This window comes from Streptomyces sp. NPDC029122 (assembly GCF_055569445.1).
The window spans coordinates 202,814-209,424 of the sequence record NZ_JBVHWK010000010.1 but is presented as its reverse complement, the minus strand read 5'-3'; the positions used below and the strand labels follow the sequence as shown (position 1 = coordinate 209,424).

At 71.4% G+C, this 6,611-nt stretch carries 7 protein-coding genes and 3 pseudogenes; 6 read left to right on the top strand and 4 right to left on the bottom strand.

Annotated elements, in window-relative coordinates; genetic code table 11:
- The coding region (locus ACZ4WZ_RS15445) for a helix-turn-helix domain-containing protein (RefSeq protein WP_467890087.1) at nucleotides 1-837 on the top strand (837 nt) is incomplete at its 5' end.
- Between the two features lie 408 nt (nucleotides 838-1,245).
- On the opposite strand, the gene ACZ4WZ_RS15440 is transcribed toward ACZ4WZ_RS15445, so the two are convergent.
- Nucleotides 1,246-1,746, bottom strand: coding sequence for an RICIN domain-containing protein (locus ACZ4WZ_RS15440; RefSeq protein WP_467890084.1), 501 nt, complete (start codon nucleotides 1,744-1,746; stop codon nucleotides 1,246-1,248).
- Between the two features lie 399 nt (nucleotides 1,747-2,145).
- Nucleotides 2,146-2,387: pseudogene (locus ACZ4WZ_RS15435) on the bottom strand (NF041680 family putative transposase); the annotation flags it as partial.
- 16 nt (nucleotides 2,388-2,403) lie between these two features.
- Here ACZ4WZ_RS15435 and ACZ4WZ_RS15430 point away from each other — a divergent pair.
- Together ACZ4WZ_RS15430 and ACZ4WZ_RS15425 are read left to right on the top strand one after the other, a co-directional pair.
- Nucleotides 2,404-2,688, top strand: a pseudogene (locus tag ACZ4WZ_RS15430) (DEAD/DEAH box helicase); the annotation flags it as partial.
- 124 nt (nucleotides 2,689-2,812) lie between these two features.
- Nucleotides 2,813-3,009: pseudogene (locus ACZ4WZ_RS15425) on the top strand (amino acid permease); the annotation flags it as partial.
- A 35-nt stretch (nucleotides 3,010-3,044) separates the two neighbouring features.
- Here ACZ4WZ_RS15425 and ACZ4WZ_RS15420 read toward each other — a convergent pair.
- Complete coding sequence (locus ACZ4WZ_RS15420; RefSeq protein WP_467890081.1) at nucleotides 3,045-3,464, bottom strand: DUF6223 family protein; 420 nt, start codon at nucleotides 3,462-3,464, stop codon at nucleotides 3,045-3,047.
- A 197-nt stretch (nucleotides 3,465-3,661) separates the two neighbouring features.
- Between ACZ4WZ_RS15420 and ACZ4WZ_RS15415 the strand changes: the two genes are divergently transcribed.
- Nucleotides 3,662-4,795 (top strand): sensor histidine kinase, encoded by a 1,134-nt coding sequence (locus ACZ4WZ_RS15415; RefSeq protein WP_467890077.1) that lies wholly within the window; start codon nucleotides 3,662-3,664, stop codon nucleotides 4,793-4,795.
- Nucleotides 4,792-5,454, top strand: coding sequence for a response regulator (locus ACZ4WZ_RS15410; RefSeq protein ID WP_467890074.1), 663 nt, complete (start codon nucleotides 4,792-4,794; stop codon nucleotides 5,452-5,454). Before ACZ4WZ_RS15415 ends, ACZ4WZ_RS15410 begins: the two co-directional genes overlap by 4 nt.
- A 318-nt stretch (nucleotides 5,455-5,772) precedes the next feature.
- Here ACZ4WZ_RS15410 and ACZ4WZ_RS15405 read toward each other — a convergent pair whose 3' ends face one another.
- The gene (locus ACZ4WZ_RS15405; RefSeq protein WP_467890071.1) at nucleotides 5,773-6,495 is read right to left on the bottom strand and encodes a hypothetical protein; all 723 of its coding nucleotides are present in this window, start codon (nucleotides 6,493-6,495) and stop codon (nucleotides 5,773-5,775) included.
- Between ACZ4WZ_RS15405 and ACZ4WZ_RS15400 the strand changes: the two genes are divergently transcribed.
- On the top strand, nucleotides 6,478-6,603 hold the full coding sequence (locus tag ACZ4WZ_RS15400; RefSeq protein WP_467890068.1) for a hypothetical protein: 126 nt from the start codon (nucleotides 6,478-6,480) through the stop codon (nucleotides 6,601-6,603). The two genes, ACZ4WZ_RS15405 and ACZ4WZ_RS15400, sit on opposite strands and share 18 nt — an antisense overlap.
- The last annotated feature ends 8 nt before the right edge of the window (nucleotides 6,604-6,611 follow it).

Genomic DNA, 6,611 nt, shown 5'->3' with positions numbered 1-6,611 from the left:
AGGCGACGCCGGCTGGGCGCGGAGCTGCGTCGGCTGCGTCTGGCTTGTGGTCTGACCAGTACGCAGGTGGCTGAGCGCCTGTTGATCTCCCAGCCCAAGATCAGCCATATGGAGAACGGCCGCCGCGCCATCAAGGCCCGTGATGTGCGGGACCTGTGCGGCCTCTACCAGGTCGACGACCCGCAGGTGGTCGACGCGTTGATGCAGATGGCCAGGGAAGCGGACCGGCAGGGCTGGTGGGTCGCCTGCGGGGAGGTCCCGTACGCGGTCTACATCGCACTGGAGACGGAAGCCTCCTCGATCCGCTCCTACGAGCCCCTGGTGATCCCGGGCCTGCTGCAAACACCGGCCTACGCCCGGGCCGTCATCGAGGAAACGATCCCGCTGGCCACCTCCGAACAGATCGCCGTGCGCCGTGAGGTCCGGCTGCGCCGCCAGTGCCGAGCCCACCACCCGGCCCGGCCTTTGCGCTTATGGGTCGTGCTGGACGAATCCGCACTGCGCCGCATGGTGGGCAGCCGGCAGGTCATGCGCGAGCAGCTTGAGTACCTCAACCACCTCGGTGCGCAGCCGCACATCACCGTGCAGGTCCTCCCCCACAGCGCGGGAGCCCACCCGGGCGTCTCGGGACAGTTCTCCATCCTCCACTTCCCCGGTTCCCCCGGGACGGGGACGGTGTATTTGGAACGGTTCACCAGCGACCTATACCCGGAGAAACGATCCGACGTCCAGCACTACAACACCCTGCACGAGCACCTCCAAGCGCAGGCCCTCAACCCGGAACACACCCGACACTTCATCACCCGCACCGCCCGAGAACTGCCGACCGCCGCATGACTGCCCGGCCGGCCGTGAACGCCACGCCAGGGAGGGACAGCCGGACTCTGGCACACCCCTGCAAAGGATCACCACCCGGTGGACCGGCCCCCGTCGGCACTCAGCCAGCAGCCGCGGCCGCGCTGGAGGAAGGGTTGGACGCGGAACTGTTCCAGTTCCCGGTCCGGACCCAGGAGCCGCCGCTCCTCCCCAGCCCGGAAGTCCTCCACACCACCAGCCTCTACCTCGCCCCTGCCGTCGCGGGGAGCCGCCGCTGGCCCTCCCCCACCACCATGCCGGGCGCCGGCCATCCCACCCCTGGGAAGTCGGCGCCCGGCACGTGTCATCCCTCCACCCCACCCCGTCCCCAGGTCGCGGGCACCCTGCCGACGAGCGCCTCAGCCGTCCTGCTGTCTGCGGGGACCGAACTTATACGGAGTAGAAGCCCCACCGCTGGTTCCGCTGGCCAACGCCGAGGCAGGTCCACTGGAAGACGTTGGCTGCGTCGTGCGTCCAGCCGGCTTCGACGTCCAGGCACCTGCTGGGATCGTGAGCCGGCTTGATGCTGTACCGGACGCGACCCTCCTGGTACAGCTCGTTGGTGATGTGCCACCGCTGGTTCGCCGGGAAGTTCGGAAGGCAGGTCCACTGGAAGACGTTGGTTCCGTCGCCGGTCCAGCCGGCTTCGACGTCCAGGCATTTGCTGGGGTCGTGGGCCGGCTTGATGCGGTAGGTGCCGTCGGTCAGGGGCACGAGATACCACAGCTGGTTGGCCGGGTGGGTCGGCAGGCAAGTCCACTGGAAGACGTTGGCTCCGTCGTGCGTCCAGCCGGCTTCGACGTCCAGGCACTTGCTGGTGTCGTGCAAGGGCCTGATCTGGACCGGCGTCGCCGCGGCCGCGCCCCGGACTTCGAGTTCGGACAGCTTCATGGCCTGCGGCACCGGCTGCGCGGGGGTGTTCGGGCCAGCGGCGGCATGAGCAGTGGGAAGGAGCGACAATCCTAAACACAAGGCGGCAGCCAGGCCGGCAGCACGGATCTTGAGTTGGTTCACGACAGACCTCCGGATGCTTGTCGTTGCTCGGGAACGGCCAGTTCATGGAACAGGGGGCATCTGAGCATCGGTCGCGCTCGGAGGTTGGCCAAACGTGGCTCGGTGGCTGGTACGGGCAGAGGAATGGCTCGTACCGCGTAAGTGTGGCTTTAGGTACAGCGACCGCCGCCGCGCGCCCGCCGCCTGCTGGACGTTCCTGCCAGGTGCCGCCTCCCTCGGTGGCCCGGTACCTCGCTGCCAGCGCCGGATGACGGCCTCGGCGGTCGGCCGCCTCGTCGAGGCCGGCCTGCTGGTCGCGGGGCCGAGATCGGCCAGGCGTTGAGAGTTTGGCACGCAGGCCGGGCAGTGCAGGTGCGGGCGGAGGTTCCGAAACCCCGGCGGACTCGGGCCGGGGTGAGTCGGCCAGGCTCGGCGGGCTTCTCCCGCGGCCGCCGCAAGTCGGCGGCGGCCTCGCGCAGAAGGCGGATCCGGGTGTGTGAGGGCATGATCAGCCAGGTCCAGCGCTCGCCGGCCTTGGGCTTCGCAGCTTCTTACCAGTTCACCAACGGCATCGACGCCGACAACCGGCGCGTACACCGGCCCCTCCTCGCCTCCGTACACGTCCTCGGCGAAGGCGTCGACATCACCGGCGAACGCGGCGTCGAAGCCATCTGCTTCGCCTACACCCGCAACTCCCAGGTCGAAATCATCCAGAACATCCGCCCGGCCCTGCGGCTCAACCCCGACGGCTCCACGAAAATCGCGCGGATCATCGTGCCCGTGTTCCTGGAGCCCGGCGAGGACCCGACCGACATGGTGGCCTCTGCGAGCTTCCGCCCCGGCGGACGCCGCGTCCGATGCGACGGCGAAATCCTCGGCCGCGCCCTCGGCCCCGCCAACCTCCTCGAATTCCTCCGGCGCGCCGGCCTGGACCCCGACGTCGTCCGCCTGGACGACCCGCTGCTCATCGAGTGGTGCCTGGACCCTCGCGCCGGACGAGGGACGACCGGCGCGGATCATCCCCGTCGTCGGGCTGGCCGGCTGCCTCGTCCTCGCCTTCGCCCTACATGCCTCCTCGGTGAGCAGCGGCGCGCCGCAGTCCTGGCCGCCGGAGCCGCTGCCTACGCGGTACGTCGCGCGGTGACCGCCCGCAGGGCATGACCGCGGCGGACCCGAACCCGGCGTTACCGCTCTCGTCAGCTGGTGCGACGGGAGCGGGCCAGAGCCTGCCCGCCGAGGACCGTGGCGGTCAGCCCCAGCACCAGGGCCAAGACGCCGGCGACTACTCCGTTGCCGGTGCCGGGGCCCCCGTCGGCGACGGCCAGATTCAGCGCGCCGCCGACCGTGGCGATCAGCCCCGCCACCAGGGCCGCGATGGCCCACTTGTCCCCGCCGTAGCCGATGCGACGAACGGAGCGGGCCCGCGCCAGCCCGCCGATGACCGCGCCGGCCAGCCCCAGCAGCGCGGCCGAGGTGGCCCAGAACCGCGCGGTGGTCAGGGCGTATGCATCGACGTCGGCGGACTGGGCCAGGTCGTGCGCTGCCGCTGGTGCGGCAAGCACGAGGCCTGCGAGCAGGGCGGCCGCGGCGGTGGCGAGCAGGCGACGTACGGACATGAAGGTGCTCCTTGTCTTCCTACGGCTGGACGTCGTCTGAGCATGTCGGCCGGACCCACCGCCCGTCGTCCAGCAAACGCAGGCACTTCGCACTGCCACGGGCGTGGCAGGCACCGGGAAAGTACTGCGTGCGCGGTAGCGAGCCGCTCGTCCGTGCGCGGGATCCGCCCGCGACTGCCAGGGGCTACGGTGCGCGCATGGGTAAAGGACGGTTCGGTGTGCGTGTCCCCGCCGCGGTCAGGGACTGGCTGGTCGCCATCGGTGTGGCGGCGGCACTGCTGGTCACCGGGGCATCCGGGCCGCAGCCCCCCGCGGGCCCAGGCGCGCTCGGCTACGCACTGCTGGCGGTCGGCGGCCTCGCGCTGGCCGCAGGCCGCCGGGCTCCGGTCGCCGTCCTCGCCGTCACCGGGCTCTGCGCCGTGGGCTACCAGGCGGCGGGCTTCGACGTGGCCGCCGTCGCGTTCCTCTTCGCGGTGTACGCGGCCATGCGGGCGGGACACCGCACCGTCACGGCGGCGGTGAGCGTGGCCGTGCTCGCCGCCCTGCCCTTCGCGGCCCTGATCTCCGGCCTGCACGACACGGGCGAGGCGTTCGCGCAGGCCCGCGGCGCGCTCCAGATCGCCTGGCTCATCGCGGCCGGCGCCGCCGGTGAAGCCCTCCGGCAGGCCGAGCAGCGGGCCGACGAAGCCGAGCGGACCCGGGAGGAGAGCGCGCAGCGCCGCGCCGACGAGGAGCGGCTGCACATCGCGCGGGAGCTGCACGATTCCCTCACCCATCAGATCTCGGTCATCAAGGTGCAGTCCGAAGCCGCCGTCCACGTGGCGCGCAAGCGCGGCGAACCGGTCTCGGAGTCCCTGCTCGCGATCCGCGAGGCCGGCCGCGAGGCGTCCCGGGAGCTCCGCGCGACCCTGGAGGCACTGCGCGACGATGACACCACCCCGCCGCACGGCCTCGATCACGTCCCCGAACTGCTGGAGAGGGCCGGCCGGACCGGTCTGGAGGCGACCCTGACGATCGAGGGCCAACGGCACGACGTACCGGCCGCCGTGGGCCGCACGGTCTACCGGATCGTCCAGGAGTCCCTCACCAACATCGCCCGTCACGCGGACGCCACCACGGCATCGGTCCACATCGACTACCGACCGGACGCCATAGCCCTCCAGATCGACGACAACGGCAAGGCCACACCGGACGCCACCCCCGTGCCCGGCATCGGACTCCTCGGAATGCGCGAACGCGTCACCGCCCTCGGCGGCCGGCTCCGGGCAGCGCCGCGAGGCGAAGGCGGCTTCACCGTCCAGGCTGAACTCCCCGTGGAACGAGCATCATGATCCGGGTCCTGCTGATCGACGACCAGCCCCTCATCCGCAGCGGATTCCGCGCGTTCCTCGACCTCGAAGACGACATCGAGGTCGTGGCCGAAGCAGCCAATGGCCAGGAGGGCCTGGAACTCGCCGGAAAGCACCTCCCCGACATCGCGCTCATCGACATCCAGATGCCCGTCATGGACGGCATCGAGGCGACCCGGTGCATCGCCGCCGACCCCATCCTGGCCGGGGTGCGCGTCGTCATCCTCACCAACTACGGCCTGGACGAATACGTCTTCAACGCCCTGCGCGCCGGCGCCGCCGGATTCCTCGTCAAAGACATCCTGCCGGAGGACTTCCTGCACGCCGTACGCGTGGCCGCCCGCGGCGACGCCCTCCTCGCACCCTCGATCACCCGCAAACTGATCAACCGGTACGTCACCCAGCCACTCCCCACCGACACGGGCACGGCGCTGGGGGAGCTGACCGGCCGCGAACGCGAAGCCGTCGTCCTGGTCGCGCAGGGTCTGTCCAACGACGAGATCGCGGATCGCATGGTGATCAGCCCACTGACCGCGAAGACCCACGTCAACCGGGCCATGACCAAACTCCACGCCCGCGACCGCGCCCAGCTCGTGATCCTCGCCTACGAATCCGGCCTGGTAACTCCACGCAACTCCTGACATCCATCAGCAACATCTGGACCGCATTCGTGGCCCGGCCTCGGACCCGGCTCCGGATCATCCGGCTCCGACCCATACACACGCCGATCCCACCACGCAGCATCCATACCCACAGCCTCCCACCACGGAGCCGGCGACCGGGCGGGGATGCCCGGTCCGGCCCCGGAGGAGTGAAGGCCGGCTCGGTCCCGGTCGGCGTCCACGCCGCGTGTAGGACCGCGTGCTCAGCCGCTCGCCCCGTGCCGCGCGGCGGTGGCCCGCAGGCCTGCCGGCCACGCCAGCGTCACCCGCAGGCCACCCGATCCCGAACGGAACCGCTCAATCACCCGCACCCCGCCCAGCACCGCCAACGGCACCGTGCCCGGCGCCGTCAGCCGGCGCACCGCCGCACCCGGAATCCCCCGCCGTCAAGGCGGCCAGTTCGTCGGCGTCCTCGTCGGTGGACCAGCCCGACAGCTGGTCCTCTCCCTCGGCGTCGTCGGCGAGGACCAGGTGCGGGCCGTCCAGCCGGAACCGGGACGTACGGCGCCCGGCACCGGCCATGGTCAGCAACGCCGACGGCATCCCGATGGGCACCTCGATCTTGTCGTTGGCAAGCAGCCAAGCGACCACCGCCGGCCGGTCGAACTGCGGACGCACCTCCGTGCCGCCGACCGCGCCGGGGAAGCCGGCATGCCGGCGACGCCAGTTCACTACCGCGGCCCGACCCACCCGAGCCATTCGCCCCACCTCCCCCAGAAACACCCTGTCCCGGCCCGGGACAATCGGGTCGAGGGCGGCAAGCGGGGAACGGCTGCCCGCAGGAGCGGCGTACACCGCCCGCCAGTCCACCAAGGGCCGCGCGACCGGGAGCAGCGCGACGTCCTCGGCGGAGTACAGCGGCACCGTGGTGACGCCGCCGTGGCGCTTGTAGTCGATCTCCACCGAGCCGATCGGCGCGACCCAGCCCAGGCGCACGACCTGGTCGAAGTCGACCCGGCGGACACCGAGCCGGCGCGCGGCCTGGTCCGGGCCGAGCGGAACATGCCGGTCGAGGAGCACCGGCAGGTCCCGGCGGCGCGCCAGGGCCGCGACCTGGTCCGGGTGGACGTCGGGAAACTCGACGTCCCCGCCGAGGTAGACCAGCAGGCCGGCTTCACGAGCGGGTGACCGCCGAG

Excerpts from the sequence above, each read along its gene's own strand:
- ACZ4WZ_RS15440 (WP_467890084.1), bottom strand. The coding sequence starts at position 1,746 with ATGAAGCTGTCCGAACTCGAAGTCCGGGGCGCGGCCGCGGCGACGCCG.
- ACZ4WZ_RS15415 (WP_467890077.1), top strand. The coding sequence starts at position 3,662 with ATGGGTAAAGGACGGTTCGGTGTGCGTGTCCCCGCCGCGGTCAGGGAC.
- ACZ4WZ_RS15400 (WP_467890068.1), top strand. The coding sequence starts at position 6,478 with ATGCCGGTCGAGGAGCACCGGCAGGTCCCGGCGGCGCGCCAGGGCCGC.
- ACZ4WZ_RS15410 (WP_467890074.1), top strand. The coding sequence starts at position 4,792 with ATGATCCGGGTCCTGCTGATCGACGACCAGCCCCTCATCCGCAGCGGA.
- ACZ4WZ_RS15420 (WP_467890081.1), bottom strand. The coding sequence starts at position 3,464 with ATGTCCGTACGTCGCCTGCTCGCCACCGCCGCGGCCGCCCTGCTCGCA.